Source organism: Acidimangrovimonas sediminis, assembly GCF_002871005.1.
Classification (GTDB): domain Bacteria; phylum Pseudomonadota; class Alphaproteobacteria; order Rhodobacterales; family Rhodobacteraceae; genus Acidimangrovimonas; species Acidimangrovimonas sediminis.
In genome coordinates, this window is the sequence record NZ_PHSN01000012.1 from 182,563 (window position 1) to 202,463 (window position 19,901).

At 69.4% G+C, this 19,901-nt stretch carries 16 protein-coding genes; 5 read left to right on the plus strand and 11 right to left on the minus strand.

The window, feature by feature from the left end; translation table 11 throughout:
- Window positions 1–27 precede the first annotated feature (27 nt).
- From CVV76_RS11925 to CVV76_RS11955, 7 genes are all read right to left on the minus strand, one after another.
- Window positions 28–1,587, minus strand: coding sequence for a L,D-transpeptidase family protein (locus CVV76_RS11925; RefSeq protein ID WP_102224869.1), 1,560 nt, complete (start codon window positions 1,585–1,587; stop codon window positions 28–30).
- Entirely contained in the window at window positions 1,584–2,594 is a 1,011-nt protein-coding gene (locus CVV76_RS11930; protein ID WP_102224870.1) for an ABC transporter ATP-binding protein, read from the minus strand. The genes CVV76_RS11925 and CVV76_RS11930 overlap by 4 nt, the downstream gene beginning before the upstream one ends.
- Window positions 2,587–3,591: an ABC transporter ATP-binding protein gene (locus tag CVV76_RS11935; RefSeq protein WP_199178584.1), complete on the minus strand. Its 1,005-nt coding sequence runs from the start codon at window positions 3,589–3,591 to the stop codon at window positions 2,587–2,589. Before CVV76_RS11935 ends, CVV76_RS11930 begins: the two co-directional genes overlap by 8 nt.
- Window positions 3,588–4,415: an ABC transporter permease gene (locus CVV76_RS11940; RefSeq protein ID WP_102224871.1), complete on the minus strand. Its 828-nt coding sequence runs from the start codon at window positions 4,413–4,415 to the stop codon at window positions 3,588–3,590. The genes CVV76_RS11935 and CVV76_RS11940 overlap by 4 nt, the downstream gene beginning before the upstream one ends.
- Before the next feature lie 11 nt (window positions 4,416–4,426).
- Entirely contained in the window at window positions 4,427–5,359 is a 933-nt protein-coding gene (locus tag CVV76_RS11945) for an ABC transporter permease (RefSeq protein ID WP_102224872.1), read from the minus strand.
- A gap of 58 nt (window positions 5,360–5,417) precedes the next feature.
- Window positions 5,418–7,088, minus strand: a complete 1,671-nt coding sequence (locus CVV76_RS11950) for an ABC transporter substrate-binding protein (RefSeq protein WP_102224873.1) — start codon at window positions 7,086–7,088, stop codon at window positions 5,418–5,420.
- A gap of 73 nt (window positions 7,089–7,161) precedes the next feature.
- A complete protein-coding gene (locus tag CVV76_RS11955; RefSeq protein ID WP_158243143.1) occupies window positions 7,162–8,061 on the minus strand; it encodes a serine hydrolase in 900 nt (299 codons plus the stop codon).
- Window positions 8,062–8,254: 193 nt separating this feature from the next.
- Here CVV76_RS11955 and CVV76_RS11960 point away from each other — a divergent pair, with 193 nt between their 5' ends.
- Together CVV76_RS11960 and acpP are read left to right on the plus strand one after the other, a co-directional pair.
- Entirely contained in the window at window positions 8,255–9,187 is a 933-nt protein-coding gene (locus CVV76_RS11960; protein WP_102224875.1) for a LysR family transcriptional regulator, read from the plus strand.
- Window positions 9,188–9,334: 147 nt separating this feature from the next.
- A complete protein-coding gene (acpP, locus tag CVV76_RS11965; protein ID WP_102224876.1) occupies window positions 9,335–9,598 on the plus strand; it encodes an acyl carrier protein in 264 nt (87 codons plus the stop codon).
- Between the two features lie 111 nt (window positions 9,599–9,709).
- Here the strand turns inward: acpP and CVV76_RS11970 are convergent, their stop codons facing one another.
- Window positions 9,710–10,816 carry a DSD1 family PLP-dependent enzyme gene (locus CVV76_RS11970; protein ID WP_102224877.1) on the minus strand — a complete coding sequence of 369 codons (1,107 nt, stop codon included), beginning with the start codon at window positions 10,814–10,816 and terminating at the stop codon, window positions 9,710–9,712.
- A 234-nt stretch (window positions 10,817–11,050) separates the two neighbouring features.
- Complete coding sequence (locus CVV76_RS11975; protein WP_102224982.1) at window positions 11,051–11,830, minus strand: IclR family transcriptional regulator; 780 nt, start codon at window positions 11,828–11,830, stop codon at window positions 11,051–11,053.
- A 112-nt stretch (window positions 11,831–11,942) separates the two neighbouring features.
- On the opposite strand from CVV76_RS11975, the gene CVV76_RS11980 reads away from it, so the two are divergent.
- Together CVV76_RS11980 and CVV76_RS11985 are read left to right on the plus strand one after the other, a co-directional pair.
- Window positions 11,943–14,090 carry a malate synthase G gene (locus CVV76_RS11980; protein ID WP_102224878.1) on the plus strand — a complete coding sequence of 716 codons (2,148 nt, stop codon included), beginning with the start codon at window positions 11,943–11,945 and terminating at the stop codon, window positions 14,088–14,090.
- A 28-nt stretch (window positions 14,091–14,118) separates the two neighbouring features.
- Window positions 14,119–14,541 carry a GlcG/HbpS family heme-binding protein gene (locus tag CVV76_RS11985; protein WP_102224879.1) on the plus strand — a complete coding sequence of 141 codons (423 nt, stop codon included), beginning with the start codon at window positions 14,119–14,121 and terminating at the stop codon, window positions 14,539–14,541.
- A 14-nt stretch (window positions 14,542–14,555) separates the two neighbouring features.
- Here CVV76_RS11985 and CVV76_RS11990 read toward each other — a convergent pair whose 3' ends face one another.
- Complete coding sequence (locus CVV76_RS11990) at window positions 14,556–16,175, minus strand: GMC family oxidoreductase (protein WP_102224880.1); 1,620 nt, start codon at window positions 16,173–16,175, stop codon at window positions 14,556–14,558.
- Window positions 16,176–16,332: 157 nt separating this feature from the next.
- Between CVV76_RS11990 and CVV76_RS11995 the strand changes: the two genes are divergently transcribed.
- Entirely contained in the window at window positions 16,333–17,250 is a 918-nt protein-coding gene (locus CVV76_RS11995; protein WP_158243144.1) for a LysR family transcriptional regulator, read from the plus strand.
- Window positions 17,251–17,277: 27 nt separating this feature from the next.
- On the opposite strand, the gene CVV76_RS12000 is transcribed toward CVV76_RS11995, so the two are convergent.
- Complete coding sequence (locus tag CVV76_RS12000) at window positions 17,278–19,695, minus strand: cation:proton antiporter domain-containing protein (protein WP_102224882.1); 2,418 nt, start codon at window positions 19,693–19,695, stop codon at window positions 17,278–17,280.
- Between the last annotated feature and the right edge of the window lie 206 nt (window positions 19,696–19,901).

Consider the following 19,901-nt stretch of genomic DNA (forward strand, 5'->3'; position numbering starts at 1 on the left):
ACCGGCATCCCCGGGCCCGGGAGTGTCCTAGGATTGGCCGCCGGCCGGGGCTACGCGGGTCGACGGGCGGCACTGGAAGGCGAGTTCGGTTCCGGCCTCGGCCTTGATCCCGGCGAAGATCAGGGCGCCATCGGCCGGGGCGCGGATCTCGGCGCCGCTGGCCCGGGTTCCGATCACCTCTCCCTTGCGGACCTCTTCGCCCGCGCGGAACCGGCGCAGCATCCGGTCGCCGTCGTCCTCGGCCAGGATCGCCTCGGAAATCTCGATCACGCGGGGGGCGGGGTTCGGGGGCAGGGGCCGGTCGATCATGTGCAGGTGCGACAGCCCATTCAGGATGACCTGAAGCGCGATGTCGGGCGCGCGGGGGTCGAGGTGCTGGCCGCATTCCACCGTCACCGCGTAGCCGCCGGTGAAGCGCATGTATTCGGTCGTGCCGACGCCATGGGCCGGAACCCCCGCCGGCCCGCCGATGGCGCGTCGCTGTTCCAGCGCGCGGGCATGGGCCGCCATCCAGCCATGCGCCAGAAGCGGCACGCCCAGGGCCCGGGCAAGGGCCAGCTCCGCTTCGGCATGGGCGAAGCCCTCAGGATGGTCCTCGGGCAGACCCTCGGGCACCCCCCCTGTGCCCGCCTGTCCGAAAAGCGCGAAGGCCTCGCCCTCGGCGGCGAAGGAATGCAGGTCGATCAGGATGTCGTGGGCGCGCATGATCGGGCAGATCACGTTGCCCAGCCTGTCCTCGTTGTCCTCGGGGACCGGGCGTTCGCAAAGATCGCGGTTGAGGTTGCGCATCCCCTCGCGGGTGTTCTGCGCCCAGGCGAGCGGGTTCATCACCGGGACGAAGGTGACCTGCCCCCGGGTGAGCCGGAGCGCGCCGGACCGGAAGGCGGAGATCGCCCGGTCGATCGCCGCCGGCCCGCAGGGTTCGTTGCCATGGACCGCGCCGGTGATCAGAAGCTTCGGCCCGGGGTGAAGTGCGCGGAAGGTGACGCTTTCGGGGGCCTCCTCCGCCCGGGCGGGCGGGCGTGGGATCTCGGCGCCCGCGTCGCCGGCGGGGCCGATGTCGATCAGCATGCCCGGCCGCAGCCTCCGGGCAAGTTCCAGCAGGTGGTCGGGGGCGACCGCGACGCAGCCCGCGGTGCCGCTGAAATCGGGGCGTGCGCCGTGAATCAGGATGCCGCTGCCCTTGCCCGTCACGGGGGTCGCGTCGTTCCAGCCCACCGGCACGAACAGATCGAAGAGGCTTTCGTTCGTGCGTGCAGGCCGGCCCGCGGGATCGCAGGCGAGGCGGTTGTAGAGCGGATCGTCGCAATCCTCGACCCAGAACCACCCGGCGGGCTTTTCGACGAAGGGAAAGGCAAAGCCGCGGGGCGCATCGCCGAAGACCGCGGGATCGTAGAAGCCGTAGCGCAGCGGGAAGGTGCCGATCGGCGTGCACATGTCGCCTTCGCGTTTCCGCCCCGGGGTGGCGAGACCGCCCTTGCCGGTGACGCAGGGCACCTCCCACGTGCCGATCCGCAGGGTTCCGAGGTGGGGCGCGGCGGGGTCTGCCCCGCTCCGCACCGTGATCGTCTCGACCAGATGGGTCATCTCGATTCCGTGTCCTTCGTGAGCAGGTGGCAGCGCGCGCGATGATCCTCGGCAAGGCGCGTGAACGCGGGCACCGCGCCCTCGCGGCAGGGCGCGAAGGCCTGGGTGCAGCGCGGGTGGAAGGCGCAGCCCGGCGGCGGGGCAAGCGCCGAGGGGGCCTCTCCCCGCAGGCGCTCGTGCCCGATGTCGGCCCGTTCCGGATCCGGGATCGCGGAGATCAGGGTGCGCGTGTAGGGATGGGCCGGATCGGAGAAGATCGCGTTCCAGGCGCCTTCTTCCACGATGCGTCCAAGATACATCACGGCGATGCGATCGCTCATGTGTTCGACCACGCCCAGATCATGCGAGATCATCAGCAGCGCAACGCCCAGCTCGTCCTTGAGCTGGAGCAGGAGGTTGATGATCTGCGCCCGGATCGAGACGTCGAGCGCCGAGACCGGCTCATCGCAGACCACCAGCTTGGGGTCGACGATGAGGGCGCGGGCGATGCAGATCCGCTGGCGCTGCCCGCCCGAGAATTCGTGCGGATAGCGCCGCGCCGCATCGGGGTTGAGGCCGACCTTGCGCAGCATCTCGGCCACCCGGTCGGCGCGTTCCGAGCGGTTCGTCACCCCGTGCAGCCTGAGCGGGCCGCCAAGGCTCGTCGCGATGCTCTGGCGCGGGTTGAGCGACGAGAACGGATCCTGGAACACCATCTGCACGGTGCGGGCGCGGGCCAGCCGGGTTGCGGCCGAGCGGTCCCAGTCGGTCCTGCCGTCAAGCTCGATCACGCCGGAGGTGGCGGGGACGAGCCCCATCACCGCCTGCGCCAGAGAGGATTTGCCACAGCCCGATTCCCCCACCAGCCCGAGGCATTCGCCGGGCCGGATCTGCAGGTCGACGCCGTCGACCGCCTTGAGTGGAACCTGCCCGAAGCCCTGGCCCGTGCGCACCTCGTAATGGACGTGCAGGTCCTGCAGCCGCAGGACCGGCCCGGGGCCGTCTTGCCGTGTCGCCGTGTCAGTCATGGAGAAAGCACCGTATCCGCCCGCCCTGCGGGAGTTGCGTTGTCCGGGGCACCGCCTCGCGGCAGCGCGCCATGGCGCTGGGGCAGCGCGGGGCGAAGCGGCAGCCGGTGCCGAAATCGCCGATCGCGGGCACGACGCCGGGGATTTCCGTCAGCGGCTGCTGGCCCTCCACCAGGCGCCGCCCCAGCCGTGGCAGTGCGCCGACGAGGCCCCGCGTATAGGGGTGTTGCGGGGTGGCGAAGATCTGACCCGCGGCCTGTTCCTCGATCAGGTGGCCCGCGTACATCACCGCGACCCGGCGGCAGATGCGCGCCACCAGCCCCAGATCGTGCGAGATCATCAGCACCGCGGTGTGACGCTCGCGACAGAGATCGAGGATGAGGTCGAGGATCTCGGCCTGGATCGTCACGTCCAGCGCCGTCGTCGGTTCGTCGGCGATCAGCAGTTCAGGGTCGCAGGCCAGCGCGATCGCGATCATCACCCGCTGCCGCATGCCGCCCGAAAGCTGGTGCGGATATTCCCGGATCCGCCGCGCGGCCGAGGGCACCTGCACCTGGTCGAGCGCGGCGATGGCGGCCTTGCGCGCCGCGCCCGCGCTCATGCCCCGGTGCAGCACGAACATCTCGCCGATCTGGTCGCCGATCGTCATCAGCGGGTTGAGCGCGGTCATCGGCTCCTGGAAGATCATCGCGATGCGGTTGCCGCGCAGCGATCGCATCGAGCGATTGGGCAGATGCGCGATATCCTCGCCCCCCAGCAGGATACGCCCGCCGGTGACATGCATCGGGTCGCGCAGCAGCCCTGCGACGGCAAGGGCGGTGAGGCTTTTGCCGCAGCCGGATTCGCCGACAAGCCCGACCACCTCGCCCCGGCCGATCGACAGGTTCAGCGCCTCGATCGCCGGATCGTCGCCGTGCTCGCTCCGCAGCGCGATCTGAAGGTTCTCGATCCGCAGGACGTCTTCGGTCCTTTCCGTCATCTTTTCCGTGCCGCTCATCGCCGTGACCTCCCCTGGGGATCGAGAAGATCGCGCAGGCCGTCGCCCAGCAGATTGAACCCGAGGACGGTGACGAAGATCGCGAGACCGGGAAAGACCGCGATCCACGGCGCGACGATCAGCTGCTCGCGCGCGCCGGCCAGCATCGAGCCCCAGCTTGGTGCCGGCGGTACCACGCCGAGCCCGAGGAAGGACAGCGAGGCCTCGGCCATGATCGCCGACCCGACCCCCATGGTCGCCACCACGATCAGCGGGCCCGCGATGTTGGGCAGAAGCTCCCGCAGCATGATGTGGCCGGGGCCGTACCCCATGGTCCGCGCGGCCTGGATGAAGGGGCTCGACTTCATCGACAGCACCTGTGCGCGCGAGATCCGGCAGCTGTAGGCCCAGTCGGTCAGCCCGAGTGCCACGAGGAGGCTGGGGATCCCCGGCCCCATCACCGCCATCAGCGCCAGGGCGAAGACGATGGTGGGCACCGCCAGCATGACGTTGGTCAGGCCCTGGACGAATTCGTCCCACCAGCCGCCGAAATAGCCCGCCGACAGCCCCAGCGCGATGCCGATCGCGGCGTTCATCATCTCGACCAGCAGGCCCACGGTCAGCGCGATGCGCGCGCCGTAGACGATGCGCGAGAAGATGTCGCGCCCCTGGTCGTCGGTGCCCAGCCAGAAGGCGGTGCTGGGGGGCTCGCCGGCATACATCAGGTTCGCGTCGTGGATCGGATCGTGCGGTGCGATCAGCGGCGCGAAGACGGCGATGATGATCAGCAGGACGACGATCCCGCCCCCGACCGCCAGGTTGGGGCGGCGCAGTTGTCGAAGCATTGCCTGCCCCTTCATTTGTAACGGATGCGCGGGTCGATGATCAGGTAGGCGATATCGACCAGCGTGTTGACGGCGAGGAAGAACAGCACGATCACCAGGATGCAGCCCTGCACCACCGGGATGTCGCGCAATCCGACCGACTGGATCAGGAGGGAGCCGACCCCGGGCCAGGCAAAGAGGCTTTCGATCACGACCGATCCGCCCAGCATGGCCCCGAACTGCAGCCCGATCATCGTCAGGATCAGGACAAAGGCGTTCCGGGCCAGGTGCTTGCGCACCAGCCGCCCCTCGGACATCCCCTTGGAGCGCGCGGTGCGGATGAAATCGGCGTTGCGGGTTTCCAGCACCGCCGCCCGCGTCGTCCGCGCCAGCAGCGCCATCGGCGCGATGCCCAGCGTCAGCGCGGGCATCACCAGGTGGGCAAGGTCGCCGCCGCCGTAGCCGAAGGTGGGCAGCAGCCCGAGCTGAAGCGAGAAGACGTACATCGCCAGCAGGCCGAACCAGAACGCCGGCACCGAAAGCCCCGAGACGGCAAACACCATCGCCACGCCATCGACCCATCGCCCCTGACGCGACGCCGCGAGATAGCCGAGCGGCAGCCCGGTGACGATCGCGAAGCTGATCGCGGCGAGGGCGAGCCTGACCGAGGCGAAGATCCGCCCCGAGAGCATCTCGGTCACCGGCTGTTGTGTCGAGAAGGAGACGCCGAGATTGCCGTGCAGCAGGTCGACGAAATAATGCCACAGCCTGAGCGGCGTCGGATCATTGAGATGCAGCGAGGCCGCGATCCGCGCCGCGACGGCGGGATCGACGCCGCGTTTCTCGGCCATGAGCGACGAGACGTAATTGCCGGGGATCACGCTGAACAGCAGGAAGACCAGCGTCAACACCACCGCAACCGTAATCAACGCCTGCGCCAGACGCCTGAGGATCACCAACGCCATCCGGAATTCCTTTCTGTGGCGGCGGCGATGGAGGGGCCCATCGCCGCCGCCCTTTCACCTAGCTGCGGCCCGGGGCGTCCTTGCCCAGCCACATGTCGTCGACCTCGAGGATCGCGGCCTCGGTGACGTTGCCGCCGACGTTGTGGATCCAGGGTTGGGTCGCGACCACCGCCTTGTTGGTGTTGAAGAACCACACCGGCGCCTTGTCGAAGATGTAGCCGTCGGCCTGCATCGTCAGCTTGCGCCGCTTGTCGGGATCGACCTCGCCGGCCGCGTCGTCAAGCATCTTGTCATAGGCCGGATCCGAGAAGCCGGTGGTGTTGCCGCCCGCGCGGGTGACGCGGCTGTCGAAGTCGCGCAGCGCGGCGATCGGGTCGGGGCCGGTGCCCGAGGAATAGAGCCAGGCCTGCGCGGTGCCCGAATGCAGGGCGTCGCTCAGCACGCTCGATTCCACGACCTTGAGCGTGACCTTGAGGCCGATCGCGGCAAGATAGGGCGTGATCGCCTGCGCCACCCCGGTGCCGTTGGTGCCGTTGGTCGCCCAGATCGTGACCTCGGCCCCGTCGGGATAGGCCGATGCCTTCATCAGCTCCTTCGCCTTGTCGACGTCGAACGGGTAGGGCTTGCGCGTCTCGTCGAAGGCGATGGAGGAGGAGGGTAGCCAGCTGACCGCCTTGAAGGCCTTGCCCTTGATCAGCTTGTCGATGATCAGGTCGCGGTCGATCGCGTAGTTGATCGCCTGGCGCACCTTCTCGTCGTCGAAGGGCTTCATCTTGAGGTTCATGCCCATGTGCCGGGTGAAGAGCTCATGCACCTCGACCAGGCCCTTCGAGAGCTTGGCGTCGTTCTTGTAGAGCGCATAGGCCGAGGCCGAGAGCACCGTCGCGTCCAGCTCGCCGGAGCGGAAGGCCATGTCGAGGGCGCTGTAATCGCCGGTGATGACGAAATGCACGCCGTCGGCATAGGGCTTACCCGGCTTGTAGTACTTGTCGAACTTCTTGCCCGAGATGCTCGACCCCGCGACATGCTGCGAGAACGAGAACGGCCCGCAGCCGACCGGGTGGGTCAGGAAATCGGGCTTCGCCACTTCTTCCTTCGGCAGGATCGAGGTCACGCCGTCGAAGAACAGCAGGCCCGGATCGGTGTAGTTCTTCATCTTGATCTGGAACGACAGGTCGTCGATCTTCTTCAGCCCCGAGATCGTCTTGGCCTTGCCCTTGGCGTAGTCGTCGGCCCCCTCGATGTTCGCGACCAGGGCGGCGCCGGGGAAGCCCTTGTCCGGGTCCATCACGCGGGTGAAGGACCAGATCACGTCATCCGCCACGACCTGCCGGCCGTTGTGGAAATAGGCGTTGTCATGAAGCTTGTAGGTATGGGTCATGCCGTCGGCCTCGGCCGTGACCGATGCGGCGAGATCCGGGGCGGGGGCGTTCTTCGACGTGTCCCAGCTGTAGAGCGAGCGGTGGAACGCCTTCGACACCACCATGTCCTGCGACCGCCAGGTGGCGTGCGGGTCGAGCGATTTCAGCGCCGAGCCGTAGGGTGCCGCGAGGTGCATGGTACCGCCGGGCATCGGCGCCGCCTCGGCGGCCCGCGCCGGGGTGGGCAGGAGGGCCGAGAGCGCGGTGCCGTTGGTCAGCGCCGCGGCGGCGCCAAGCGCGCCCGCCCCCGAGAAGAAGCTCCGCCGGGTGATCCCGTGCCGGCGATGGTGATCCTGGGTCCGTTTCATGATGTCTATCCCTGTTGCCTGTGTCCTTGTTTCCGGTCGTCTTCCGCCTCCCGGCGGTCGGCTTGCAGTTCCGTCATGCCATCAGCGCGTCATGGCAGAGGCGCCCCACCTCGGGCAGGAAGGTGGTGTCCTCGGCGCTCCATCCGCTGTCGGTCATCACCGACAGCAGCATCGCCCGCCCCTCCGCCTCGGCGTAAAGAAGATCGTGGCGGGTCCAGCTGGTGTGCCCGGCCTTCGACCAGATCCGCACGCCCTCGGGCATCCCCTCGCCGAGAAAGCCGCGCACCTGATCGCCCTCGGCGGGGCGGCCGGTTTCGGCGAAGGTCGCGCGCTGCGCCGTGCGGTCGAGGAGGGTCATCATGTATGGCGCCCCGGTCGCCGCCCCGCGCACGATGTCATGCAGAAGGGCGGCCCCGGCGCGCGCGGTCAGGCGGTTCGGGCCCTGCGTCGCGCGGATCTGCCGGGCGCGGCCGTAGGGGCTGTCTTCATAGGTGGCGTGCAGGACCGCGATCCCGGCCAAGTCGGGGTCGTTGCGGCGGTCGAACCAGCCCTGCACGGCCGCGCGCGCTTCACCGAAGGCCGCCAGCGCCTCGGGGTCGTCGAGCCAGGGCCCGTCGAAGGCGCCGCTCAGCCGCCCGACCAGATAGGCCGTCGCCTCGTTCGAGGAGAGTTCGATCATCGCGCGGGCGGCGCGGCGGTCCTCGTCGTTCAGCGTGATCGAGCCGTCGCCGTCGCGCGCGGCAAGCTGGTAGAGGTGAAACAGCTTCACGACGCTGGCGGGATAGATCGGCGCATCCGGTCGGTGGCTGATGCAGCGGTCCAGGGCGAAGCGGCCCGGGTCGTGCAGGCGCGGGGCCGCCGCATAGGCGCGCAGGACGAAACCGATGTCGCCGGGCCCCAGGCGCCCGCCGCTCCGCGCCTGCGCGAGGTCGAGGATTGCGGCGGCGATGTCTGTCGGCTGCCTGGCGGTCACGCGTCTGCCTTCCTGGGATGTCGCGGGCGAATATCGTGGCGGAATATCAGGCGGGCTGTCCCGGCCCGCGCGGATTTTCCCCAGTAAATCGCCGCGCCGCAGCACCAGATATAGAAAAAGCGCTGCAACTTCATGCGCTGCGGATATAAGCATCGCAGCCGGGGGCCGGGTTTTCGGGGCAGCGGGGTGAAGGATGGCCTATCAGCACATTACCGAGCTCAACCTGCGGCAGGTCGAGATCTTTCGCGCGGTGATGAAGTTCGGCACGGTGACCGCGGCGGCGGCGGCCCTGGGGTCGTCGCAGCCGACCATCTCGCGCGAGCTGCACCGGCTGGAGGATGTCGTGGGCTTCGCCCTGTTCGAGCGGCGGCGCCAGCGGTTGCAGCCCACGGCGCGGGCGCAGAAGCTCTATCACGAGGTGCAGAGCGCGTTCATCGGGCTCGAGCGCATCAATACCTGCGTCAACTCGCTGCGCGAGATCCAGGACGAGGTGCTCTATGTCTCGACCCTGCCGGCCTTTGCCCACAGCATCCTGCCCGAGGCGATCGCGCGGCTGAGCCGGACCAACCCGGGGGTTTCGGTGCATGTGGACACCACCGACCCGCGCGACCAGTCGCCGATCTCGGGTTTCAATTTCGATATCGGGCTGACCGAGGCGGGGATCTTCGTGCCGGGCACCGAGACGATCGCTCTCGGGGTGTTCGAACAGGTGGCGGTGCTGGCCGAGGACGACGCCCTTGCCGCGCCCGAGGTCCTGACGCCCGAGGATCTGGCGGGGGTGCGGTTCATCTCGCTCGGGAAATACGATCCCTACCGTCTGCTGATCGACCGCGCCTTCGACGCGGCCAAGGTGCAGCGGCGGATGCTGATCAGCTCGCAATCCTCGCATGCCGCGTGCGAGATGGTGCGGCGCGGTCTGGGCGTGACCATCGTGAACCCGCTGACGGCCCTGAGCTTTCGCGGGCGGGGTGTCGTGCTGCGCCGCTTTCGCCCGGCGCTGCCCTTTCCCGTCTCGGCGCTGTGCCCGGTCAACCGGCCGTTCGTGGCGGCGGGAGAAAGCCTTGTCCGCCATCTGCGCACCGTCTGCCTGGAGGCCCGGCAGCAGATCGACGAACTGCTGGGCTGACCGGCACGTCGCCCGGTCCTGATTCGTGGGCCAGACTTTGCCAATCGCGATAAGGGCCGGAAATGCCGGGCAAAGAAATGTGCGGTCATCCGGGCCCGGGGCGGTAGGATAGGGGTCGCATCTGCTCCTTCCCGTCCAGGAGGCCTCATGCCGAACTTCATCGCTGCCGTCATCGACATCACGAGTGCAACGCTGAATCTCGACGCGTCCAAGGTGACGCCGTCCTCGCGCTTTGCCGAGGATCTAGGCGCCGACAGCCTCGACTGCGTCGAACTCATGGTCGCGTTCGAGGAAGCCTACGCCCTCGAGATCCCGGAGGAGACCCTCGCCTCGCTGACCACGGTCGCAGCCGTTGCCGATCATCTGCGCAATCGGGATACGTCACGGATGGACGCGCTGGCAGACGCGTGACCTGTCCGCACGTGCCCGGAATGCGGGGAAACCGTCGCCGGAGGTTCTGCGGCGCAGGGTACGTCCGGCCCTGACGATCCTGCGCCGCGGCAAGGGGTGCAGGGCCGCCCCTTACGCCATCGCGCCGCGCGCGGCGATCGGCCAGACGCTTTCCACCCGGCCCTTGCGCAGGCCGACGTACCAGTCGTAGCGGTCCACCGTGGGGTCGCAATGCCCCGGTACGAGGCGCAGTTTCTCGCCGAGGAGCGGAGGGCTTTCCGCCTCCCGGCAGTCCAGCATGCCGTGTTCGTCCGACGGCCCGTGATAGACCAGCCCCGGGCGATCCGCGACCATCGGCAGGCCGCTGTCGACGGCAATCCCCTTGTGGCCGCAATCGACCACGGCCAGCCCGTCGCGGGCGCTCATGACCCCGGTCAGGACGTAGAGCGACTGGCGGAAGTCGGGGGCCGGGGTGTTGCGGCCGTAATCCGCGTCCATGAAGATGTAGGATCCGGCCTGGATCTCGGTATAGACGCCGCTCGCGCCCTCCAGCTCGAACGTGCCGGTGCCTGCGCCGCCGACGATCCCCGCCTCGAGGCCGGCCGCGCGCAGGCCGTCGAGCGTTTCGACCACCGCGGCGACGGCGCCGTCGACCGAGGCCCGGCGTTCGGCGGGCGTGCGCTGATGCTGGGCCGCGCCGTGGTAGGCCTGAAGCCCGCCGAAGCGCAGATGCCGGCTGGCGGCGATCCGGCGCGCCAGATCGACCGAGGGGCCGCCGGCGGGCAGGCCGCAGCGCCCCGCGCCCACGTCGACCTCGACCAGCACCGAAAGCCGGGTGCCCGCCGCCTCGGCCGCCTGTTCCAGCAGCGGCAGCGCGGCGGGCGTGTCGGCGCAGACGGCGACCCTGCTCATCCGTGCCAGCGCCGCGAGACGGGCAAGCTTGGCCGGTGAGACCACCTCGTTCGACACGAGGATATCGCCGACACCGCCCCAGGCCAGCACCTCGGCCTCGGCCACCTTCTGCACGCATTGGCCGACGGCGCCCCGGGCGATCTGCCAATGGGCGATGACCGGCGACTTGTGGGTCTTGGCATGGGCCCGAAGCCGCACCCCGGCCTTGGCGCAATAGGCCGCCATCCGGTCGAGGTTGTGTTCCAGCGCGTCGAGGTCGACGATCAGCGCCGGGGTGTCGACCTCGTCCTCGGACATGCCGGGCGTTGCGGGGGGGCGTTGCAGCATCGTCTTGCCTTTCCTCGGGTGCGGCCCGGGATCGGGGCGCCCAACCCGGCCAGTGTCATCCTTGCGGTGCGCCGATCCCGCCGCGTGCCGGATCCGGCGAAGCATCGGCGGGCGTGGCGGACGCGTCCGCAGGATCCGCATCGCACGTGGCGTGGCGGGGGAAAAGACCCCGGCGCCCGTGCCCCGTCGCAGGCGGCACGTGGCGGGGCGGGAGTTTCCCCGCGGGGAAGCCCGTCATCCCGGCGCGCGGCCGTGGATACGCTCGGTCAGCGCGGCGGCGGCCTCGACCACCTTCGTCGCGGTGCGTGCGATGCGGTCCTGGGTCAGGCGCATCGCCATGGCCGAGACCGAGATCGCGCAGACCGCCTCGCCCTCCGGTCCCCAGACCGGGGCCGCGATGCAGCGCAGGCCGCGCTCGTGCTCCTCGTTGTCGATCGCGAAACGGCGGGTCCGGATCTCGGCGATCTGGTCCATCAGCGCGGGCAGGCCGCAAAGCGAGCGGGGCGTCATCGTGGGAAAGCCGTGGCGGGTGCAGAATTCGGCGATCTGATCGTCGGGCCAGGTGGCGAGAAGCGCCTTGCCCATGGCCGAGCAGGTCGCCGGAACCCGCCCGCCGGGGGGCGAGATCGCGCGGATGATCTCGCGGCTTTCGACCTGGCTCAGCGTCACCAGCTGGCCGTCCTCGAGATGGCCGAGGTTCGCCGTCTCGCGGGTCTCGTCGCGCAGCCTGCGCAGGTAGGTCAGCGCCGGGCCGAGATAGCCGCGCTTCTGGAAGTAGCTCGCGCCCACCGCGAAGGCCTCGCGTCCGACGTGCCATTCCGCGCTAGCCCGTTCGAAATGGGCAAAGCCGGATTGCTCGAGGGTGGTCAGCAGGCGGTGGGTCGTCGACACCGCGAGGCCCGCGCGCGCGGCAAGGTCCGACACCCGCTGCCCCTCGGCGCCGGCGCCCAGCAGTTTCAGAAGCTCCAGCGCGCGCGACACCGCCTGGACGCCCTCTGCCTTGGGTCTCGTCATCGCGCGGCCCTTCCCTGCTTTCCGCATCGTGGAAAAGTCATTCTAATTCCTGTGCCGTCCGGAGGGAAGCGGCTAAACCCGGCCCGTATCGCCACCAGCAGGGAGACCGGGAATGACGCAGTATGTGCAACGACATGGGCTGGAGGTCGCCGCGCCGCTGGCCGCTTTCGTGGAAACCGAGGTGCTGGCCGGCCCCGGGGCGCCGCAGCTGGGTGCCGACGCGTTCTGGTCGGGCTATGCCGCGCTGCTGCGGGATCTGGCGCCGGTGAACCGCGCGCTTCTCGACACCCGCGACCGGCTCCAGGCCCGGATCGACGCCTGGCATCAGGCCCACCCGCTGGGCGACGGCAGCGCCTACCGCGAATTCCTGTCCGAGATCGGCTACCTCGTGCCCGAGCCCGCGCCGTTCACGGTGGAGGTGAGCGGGGTCGATGCCGAGATCGCCACGGTCGCCGGGCCGCAGCTGGTTGTGCCGGTGATGAACGCGCGCTTCGCGCTGAACGCGGCGAATGCGCGGTGGGGGTCGCTTTACGATGCGCTCTACGGCAGCGACGCGATTCCCGGCGCGGCCGAGGGGCGCGGCTACGATGCGAAGCGCGGCGCGCAGGTCATCGCCTGGGCGCGGGCGCATCTCGACAAGGTCGTGCCACTGGCGGGCAAGGGCTGGGCCGATGTCACGGCGCTGGAGGTCGTGGATGGTGTGCTTCTGGTCACCGCAGGCGGGCTTGAGACCGGGCTGGCCGACCCCGCGCAATTCGCGGGCTACCGCGAGGGGGGCGACATCCTTCTGCGGGCGAACGGCCTGCTGATCGAGATCGTCGTTGACCGCGACAGCGCGATCGGTGCCGAAGATCCGGCGGGCATCGCGGATGTCCGGCTTGAGGCCGCGCTGACCGCGATCCAGGATTGCGAGGATTCGGTTGCCGCCGTGGATGCCGAGGACAAGTGCCTTGTCTACCGCAACTGGCTGGGGCTGATGACCGGCGATCTTGCCGAAACCTTCGACAAGGGCGGCAAGGCGATGACCCGCCGCCTGGCCCCGGACGTGAGCTTCCTTGCCCCCGATGGCAGCGCGGCGACCCACCCGGGCCGGGCGCTGATGCTGGTGCGCAACGTGGGCCACCTGATGATGACCGACGCGGTGCGCCTTGACGGGCAGGACACGCCCGAGGGGATCATGGATGCCGTGGTCACGGTGGCCTGCGCGATGCACGACCTCGCCCGGACCGAGGGCCCGCGCAATTCCCGCGCGGGGTCTGTCTACGTGGTGAAGCCCAAGATGCACGGCCCCGAGGAGGTTGCCTTCGCAGACACCCTTTTCGCCCGGGTGGAGGCCCTTCTGGGCCTGCCCGAGAACACCGTGAAGCTGGGCGTGATGGACGAGGAGCGCCGCACCTCGGCCAACCTTGCGGCCTGCATCGCGGCGGTGCGCCGGCGCTGTGTCTTCATCAACACCGGGTTCCTCGACCGGACGGGGGACGAGATCCACACCTCGATGAAGGCGGGGCCGGTGATCCCGCGGGGCGAGATGGCAGGGTCGGCTTGGCTGAAGGCCTATGAGGATGGCAATGTCGACACCGGCCTTGCCTGCGGGCTGCGCGGTCAGGCGCAGATCGGCAAGGGGATGTGGGCCAAGCCCGACGCCATGGCCGAGATGCTGGCCGCCAAGATCGCCCATCCGAAGGCGGGCGCGAACACCGCCTGGGTGCCGTCGCCGACCGCGGCGGTCCTGCATGCCACACATTACCACGAGGTTGACGTTGCCGCCGTGCAGTCGGAGATCGCGGGCCGCGCCCCGGCCTCGCGCGAGGCGCTGCTGACGCCGCCGATCATGGCCGGGCGCAACCTGTCGGACGACGCGGTGCGCCACGAGCTGGACAACGCCTGCCAGTCGATCCTGGGCTATGTCGTGCGCTGGGTCGACCAGGGGATCGGCTGTTCCAAGGTGCCCGACATCAACGACATCGCGTTGATGGAGGACCGCGCGACGCTGCGGATCTCGTCGCAGCATATCGCCAACTGGCTGGAGCACGGGATCTGCACGGCCGAGGATGTCGAGGCGGCGTTCCGGCGGATGGCGCCCAAGGTCGATGCCCAGAACGCGGGCGATCCGGCCTATCGCCCCATGGCGCCGGGTTTCGATGGCGAGGCGTTCAACGCCGCGCGCGCGCTGGTGTTCGAAGGGGCGGCGCAGCCCTCGGGGTACACCGAACCGCTGCTGCATGCCGCGCGGCGCCGGGTGAAGGCGGCGGCCGCGTGACGGGGCGGCACATGGAAGGGAAACCGGGATGCTGACGATCAGAAGACTGGACATAGGCGACGCGCGGCGGCTGATCGCCGGGGCGCGCGACAAGGCGGGTGAGATCGGCGTGCCGATGTGCATCGCGATCACCGACGAGGGCGGCAACCTGATCGCCTTCGAGCGGATGGACGGCGGCAAGGTGACCTCGACCACCATCGCCATCGACAAGAGCTTTACCGCCGCGGCGGCGAAGAAGGCGACGCATGAATACGGCGCCTCCAGCCAGCCGGGGGCCCCGGCCTACGGCATCGGTTCGGCCCTCGGCGGGCGGCTGATGGTGGTGGGCGGCGGCCTGCCGGTGATCGTGGAGGGAGAGGTCGTGGGCGGGATCGGCGTATCCTCGGGCACCCCCGCGCAGGACATGGAGGTCGCGCAGGCCGGCATCGACGCCTTCCTCGCCGATCTCTGAAGGCAGTCGCGGGCCTAGCCCGCGTTCCTTTCGCGCGCCTCTTGCCGGATCATGTCGGCGGCCTTTTCGGCGATCATGATCACCGGCGCGTTGGTGTTGCCCGAGGTGATCCGCGGCATCACCGAGGCGTCGGCCACACGCAACCCCTCGACCCCCCGGACCCGCAGCGATCCGTCGACCACCGCCTCGGGATCGGCACCCATGCGGGCCGTGCCGACCGGATGGAAGATGGTCGATGCGATCTGCCCCGCCGCCTCGGCAAGTTCCGCGTCGGTCTGGAAGGTCGGCCCCGGCTTGAACTCCTCGGGTGCGTAGCGCGTCAGCGGGGTCTGCTCCATGATCCGGCGGGTCAGCCGGATCGCCCGCGCCGCGACCAGGCGGTCGTGCTCCGTCGACAGGTAGTTCGGCTGGATCTCGGGGTGGGCGAGCGGGTCGGGCGCGGTGATCCGCACATGGCCCCGGCTTTCCGGCCGCAGGTGGCACACGCTTGCCGTGATCGCGGGGAAGGTGTGGGGCGGCTGGCCGAAGGCGTCGAGGCTGACCGGCTGGACGTGGTATTCAAGATCCGGCGTCGCGACGTCGGGCGAGGAATAGGCGAAGGCGCCAAGCTGGCTGGGCGCCATCGACATCGGGCCCGAACGCGTCATGAGGTATTCCATCCCGATGCGGGCCTTTCCGAACATCGTGGCGGCCATCGTGTTCAGCGTCAGCACGTCGCGCACCCGGTAGGCACAGCGGATCTGCAGGTGGTCCTGCAGGTTGGCGCCGACGCCCGGCTGGTTGTGGACCACCTCGATCCCGTGGTCTTGCAGCAGCTTGCCGGGGCCGATGCCGGACAGTTGCAGCAGCTGGGGCGTGCCGATCGCACCGGTCGCAAGGATCACCTCGCCCCGGGTCCGCACCGTCGCCGGCCGCCCGTCGCGCCGGAACCTGAGCCCGACCGCGCGCCGCCCCTCGAAGATCAGCCGTTCCGCGTGGGATTTCGTCATGACGTCGAGGTTCTTGCGCGACCGCGCGGGCCGCAGGAACCCTTTCGCGACGCTCCAGCGCCAGCCGTTGCGCTGGGTCACCTTGAAATAGCTGACGCCGAAATTGTCGCCGCGGTTGAAATCGGCCGTCTCGGGAATGCCCGCCTGCACCGCGGCCTGTTTCCAGGCGTCGAGGATCTCCCAGTTCAGGCGCTGTTCCTCGACACGCAATTCGCCGCCCGCGCCGTGGGCCTCGTCGGCCCCGGCGTAGTAATCCTCGGACTTGCGGAAATAGGGCAGGACGTCGTCCCAGGCCCAGCCGGCAAGGCCCATCTGCCGCCAGCCGTCGTAATCCGCGGCCTGGCCGCGCAGGTAGAGCATGCCGTTGATCGAGGAACATCCCCCGATGAGCCGTCCGCGCGGGTAAAGCAGCGAACGGCCGCCAAGTCCGTCGCAGGCCGCCGTGCTGAAGCACCAGTCGGTGCGCGGGTTGCCGATGCAGTAGAGATATCCCACCGGGATGTGCACCCAGTGGTAGGCGTCGCTGCCCCCGGCCTCGAGCAGCAGGACCCGCTTTTCGGGATCCTCGCTCAGCCGGTTGGCCAGGACACAGCCCGCGCTGCCCGCGCCGACGATGACGTAATCGTAAGTGCCGAAATCCTGCATGTCTCCTCCCCCATCCCCGCCGGCGTGGCGCCGTCCTCCGCGGTGGGGGCAAGCATGGGCCGGGGGCGCATGGGTTGGAAACTCTCATTTTTGCACAGCGGCTGTCTATTGTCGTGCAGTTCGCCCGAGGCTAGGCTACCGGCAGGGGGGCCGCGCGATGGCACAGGATTTCGACTGGAACGACATCCGCTACTTCCTGGAAACGGCGCGGGCGGGCAGGATCAGCCATGCCGCGCGGCGCCTGGGGGTCAGCCACACCACCGTGGCGCGGCACATCTCGCGGCTGGAAGCGCGATTCCAGACCCGGCTTTTCGATCCCGATGGCGATGGCTACGTGCCGACCGATGCCGGCGCGACACTGGTCCGGCTTGCCGAGAAGATGACCAATTGCGCCGAGACGATCCTCGACCGCCTGCAACCGAGCGGGATGTATTTCGGCCGGGTCCGGATCGGCGCGCCCGACGGCTTCGGCAATGCCATCCTCTCGCGCCTGTTGCCGGAGCTTGCGCGGGAAGAGCCGTCCCTGGATCTGGAGCTGGTCCCGATCCCGTCGAACCACCGCTTGTGGAACCGCGACGTCGATATCGCGATCAGCCTCGACCGGCCGCAATCGGGCAGGCTGGTGATGCAGAAGCTGGTGGATTACGACCTGAGGCTTTATGCGGCGCCGTCGCTGCTGGCCGGGATCGGGGCGCCGGTCACGCTTGCCGACCTGCCCGGGCTGCCCTTCGTGGGGTATATCGACGAGCTGCTCTACACCGCCGCGCTGGATTTCAACTCGCGGATCCACCCGGGGATCCGGACCACATACAAGGCGGCGACGGTGCAGGCCCAGCTTGACGCGGTGATCGGCGGCGCGGGGCTGGGGGTGCTGCCCTGCTTCATGGCACGCGAGGCGCCCGTCGTACCGGTGTTGCCCGAGGCGGTGGCGTTCACGCGCGACTACTGGCTGCTCTACTCGGAGGACGACCGCGAGATCGCGCGCATCCGCCGCGTCGCGGGCTTCATCCGCGAGGCGACGCAGGCGCGGCAGGCGATCTTTCGCTTCGATGCGCGGGCGGGGCAGGCGGGGTAGGGGCCTCGCACGGGCGATGACGGGGCCTCAGTCGGTGACGACGAGGGCCGGGATCGCCAGGCTTTGCACCAGCCCGGCGGAGCGGGGCCCAAGGAACTTGCCGCCGTCCTGCCGCAGGTCGGCGCCGAACACGATCAGATCGTAGGTGCCGCGGGCCGCCAGCCGGCGGATCAGGCGATGGGGCTGGCGATCGACCACCTCGCGCAGCTCCGGCACGACCGTGTGGCGCCGGGCAAGCACATCCGCCTGTTGCAGGATCGACCCCGCCCCGGCGGAGTGGATGCCCCGGCGCAGCGTGCTCTCGTTCTCCTGTTCCACCACATGCAGGAAGGTCAGGCGCGCGCCCATTGCATGGGCGAGGGCCACCGCGATCTCGGAGGCGAGCTGCGACACCTGCGTGCCGTCGATCGGCACCAGGATATGACCGGGGGGCGCGCCGCCCGGGGTCTCCGGCCTGCCCTGCGCAAGGGCGATGACCGCGGGCATGTCGGTGGCGTCGAGGATGTCCTTGAGCGGTGGCACGAGGTGATGCCCATCGGCATCGAACGGCGCCGGAAGGCCGCAGAACAGGATGCCGTAGCCCTTGGCCGCAACCTCTTGCGGCGGCGTGCCGACCGAGATTCCGGTACGTTTGATCAGGGCGTCGGGGCCGATCCGGGGCGGCGCGTCCTTGTCGCGCGGCGCCTTTGCCGGGGTGCCCTTGGCCTCGGGCTCCGCAGCCTTTGGACCCGCAGCCTTTGGACCCGCAGCCTTTGGACCCGCCGTCGAGGGGCCCGCAGTCTCGGGGTCCGTCGTCTTGGGGGCTGCCTCGGCTGTTTTCTCGCCCTGCCTGGTGCGGGGCGTGCCGTTTCGCGCCGCCTCGATCCGCGCCGCCGCATCCTTGGCCGCTGCGCGGGCAAGCCCCGTGCCATCGAGGGCGACGGTATCGCCCTTGCCTTCGGTTTCCGCGCCGGTTTCGGCGGTGTCCGCCTCTGCCTCGTTTCCCTTGGTGCCGCTCCCCTTCGCCCCGCTCCCTTTCGTTCCCGCCGCGGGTTCGAGGGAGGTGGTCAGCATCTGGCGTTCCGCCGCGAATGCCCCGGCAAGGCGCGCGGCCATCTCGCCGTTGGCGCCAGCCTCGGCGATCAGCAGCGCGCGCTCCATCGCGGGCAGGATGTCGCCCGCCTCGGCCTCCTCCTCCTCCATCCGTTCCTGTTCGTCGGGCCGGGTCTCCACCCGTGAGAGTGTCCAGCGCAGGGTCGGCGGCATCGCCATGGTGGTCAGGATCGCCATGGCGACGATCAGCGTGTAGAGCGGTTCGCTCAGCACGCCGAGAGACATGCCGATGGTGGCGATGATCACCTCGGTCGATCCGCGGGCGTTGAGGCCGGTGGCAAGCGCCGTCGACTCGCGCCAGGACAGCCCGGCAAGGTGGCCGCCCGCCAGCGCGCCGGCGGTCTTGCCGACCGAGGCGATCAGTACGAAAAGCAGGGCAAGGCCAAGCATCGACGGGGTGGCGATCGTCGTCAGGTCCATCTCCAGCCCCGCGACGGCAAAGAAGACCGGGCTGAAGAAGGCGAGGATGAGGCCGCGCAATTCCTGCTCGATATGGCCCTTGAGGATCGGCGACTGGCCGATGATCACCCCCGCGACGAAGGCCCCGAGGGCCGAGTGCACGCCGATCAGATCGGTGGTCAGCGCCATCGCGAAGGTCACGGCGAGGACGGCGGTGATCACCGGGAAGTCGATAGCCAGCGTGTCGTTGGTCCAGCGGATCAGTTCCGCCACCAGGCGGCGGCCGAGGGTCAGCGCGACGGCGAGGAAAAGCACCGCGGCGCCGACGCTGAACCCGATCCGCGTGAGGTCGAGCGCCTCGCGCGAGGCCATGCCGGCGATCACCGAGACGATGATCCAGGCGATGGAATCGTCGAGGATCGCGGTGGCGAGGATCAACTGGCCAAGGTCGCGGCGGATGAACCCCACCTCCATCAGTACGACGGCGACGATCTTGACGGACGAGATCGACAGCGCGGTGCCGATGAACAGCGCGGTGACGAGGCGCCGGCCCTCGTCGGGGATCAGGCTGTCGGGCAGGAAATACCCCAGCGCGAGGCCGCAGACGAAGGGCACCGCGATGCCGCTGACCGAGGTGGTCGCGACGACACGGAAGCGGCGCCGGACAAGCTGGATGTTGGTTTCCATCCCGGTCAGCAGAAGCAGCAACAGGATGCCCACCTGCGACACCGCGTCGATCATCGTCTTGAGCTTGTTGGACTGCGGGAAGATCAGGTCGTGCAGCCCCGGCAGTACGAGACCGAAGAGCGAGGGGCCAAGCGCCACCCCCGCCAGCAGCTGACCGAAGATCGCCGGCTGGCCGAAGCGCGCCATCACCTCGCCGAGGGCGCGGCCCAGCACCATCAGCACGACCAGCTCGGCGAGGAAGGTTGCGAGGATATGGGCGTCAGACACGGGCGGAGGCCCCCTTCGGACGGGTCGGCAGCGGTCGGGTGAGGTTCGTCATGTCTCTGCTGTCCCGGTTTCCTGGCGTCCCCGATCTTCGCCGCGTCGGCGGGGGATCGGTGCGCTCAGGCTGATGCGGCTGGTCCGGCCCGGCCGGCGACCGCGACGCGGCCCCTGCCTGCTGCGCCGGGGGCGGTCCGCGGGCGCCCCTTTTT

Excerpts from the sequence above, each read along its gene's own strand:
- CVV76_RS11925 (WP_102224869.1), bottom strand. The coding sequence starts at position 1,587 with ATGACCCATCTGGTCGAGACGATCACGGTGCGGAGCGGGGCAGACCCC.
- CVV76_RS11930 (WP_102224870.1), bottom strand. The coding sequence starts at position 2,594 with ATGACTGACACGGCGACACGGCAAGACGGCCCCGGGCCGGTCCTGCGG.
- CVV76_RS11935 (WP_199178584.1), bottom strand. The coding sequence starts at position 3,591 with ATGAGCGGCACGGAAAAGATGACGGAAAGGACCGAAGACGTCCTGCGG.
- CVV76_RS11940 (WP_102224871.1), bottom strand. The coding sequence starts at position 4,415 with ATGCTTCGACAACTGCGCCGCCCCAACCTGGCGGTCGGGGGCGGGATC.
- CVV76_RS11945 (WP_102224872.1), bottom strand. The coding sequence starts at position 5,359 with ATGGCGTTGGTGATCCTCAGGCGTCTGGCGCAGGCGTTGATTACGGTT.
- CVV76_RS11950 (WP_102224873.1), bottom strand. The coding sequence starts at position 7,088 with ATGAAACGGACCCAGGATCACCATCGCCGGCACGGGATCACCCGGCGG.
- CVV76_RS11960 (WP_102224875.1), top strand. The coding sequence starts at position 8,255 with ATGGCCTATCAGCACATTACCGAGCTCAACCTGCGGCAGGTCGAGATC.
- acpP (WP_102224876.1), top strand. The coding sequence starts at position 9,335 with ATGCCGAACTTCATCGCTGCCGTCATCGACATCACGAGTGCAACGCTG.
- CVV76_RS11970 (WP_102224877.1), bottom strand. The coding sequence starts at position 10,816 with ATGCTGCAACGCCCCCCCGCAACGCCCGGCATGTCCGAGGACGAGGTC.
- CVV76_RS11975 (WP_102224982.1), bottom strand. The coding sequence starts at position 11,830 with ATGACGAGACCCAAGGCAGAGGGCGTCCAGGCGGTGTCGCGCGCGCTG.
- CVV76_RS11980 (WP_102224878.1), top strand. The coding sequence starts at position 11,943 with ATGACGCAGTATGTGCAACGACATGGGCTGGAGGTCGCCGCGCCGCTG.
- CVV76_RS11985 (WP_102224879.1), top strand. The coding sequence starts at position 14,119 with ATGCTGACGATCAGAAGACTGGACATAGGCGACGCGCGGCGGCTGATC.
- CVV76_RS11990 (WP_102224880.1), bottom strand. The coding sequence starts at position 16,175 with ATGCAGGATTTCGGCACTTACGATTACGTCATCGTCGGCGCGGGCAGC.
- CVV76_RS11995 (WP_158243144.1), top strand. The coding sequence starts at position 16,333 with ATGGCACAGGATTTCGACTGGAACGACATCCGCTACTTCCTGGAAACG.